The sequence below is a fragment of the Gilvimarinus sp. 1_MG-2023 genome (assembly GCF_030548285.1).
Window position 1 is genome coordinate 1 of record NZ_JAUOSC010000724.1, and the last position, 298, is coordinate 298.

General features: G+C 51.0%; 1 pseudogene. It reads left to right on the top strand.

From position 1 onward, the window contains the following. Window positions 1-298, top strand: a pseudogene (locus Q4563_RS18775) (bifunctional aconitate hydratase 2/2-methylisocitrate dehydratase); the annotation flags it as partial.

Below are 298 nucleotides of genomic sequence, written 5' to 3' on the forward strand. Positions count from 1 at the left end.
CCTCTGCTGAACGCTCCGCTGCAGGTTGTACTGTAACCCTGTCTGAAGAGTCCGTTGCTGAATACCTGAAATCCAACATCGTTATGTTGCGCTGGATGATTTCTGAAGGTTATGGCGATCCACGCACTCTGGAACGTCGTGCCCAAGCCATGGAAGCATGGCTGGCAGATCCAAAACTGATGCGCGCAGACGCAGATGCCGAATACGCTCACATCGTTGAAATCAACCTTGACGAAATCAAAGAGCCTATCGTTTGCTGCCCGAACGATCCGGATGATGCCAAAACATTGTCTGACGT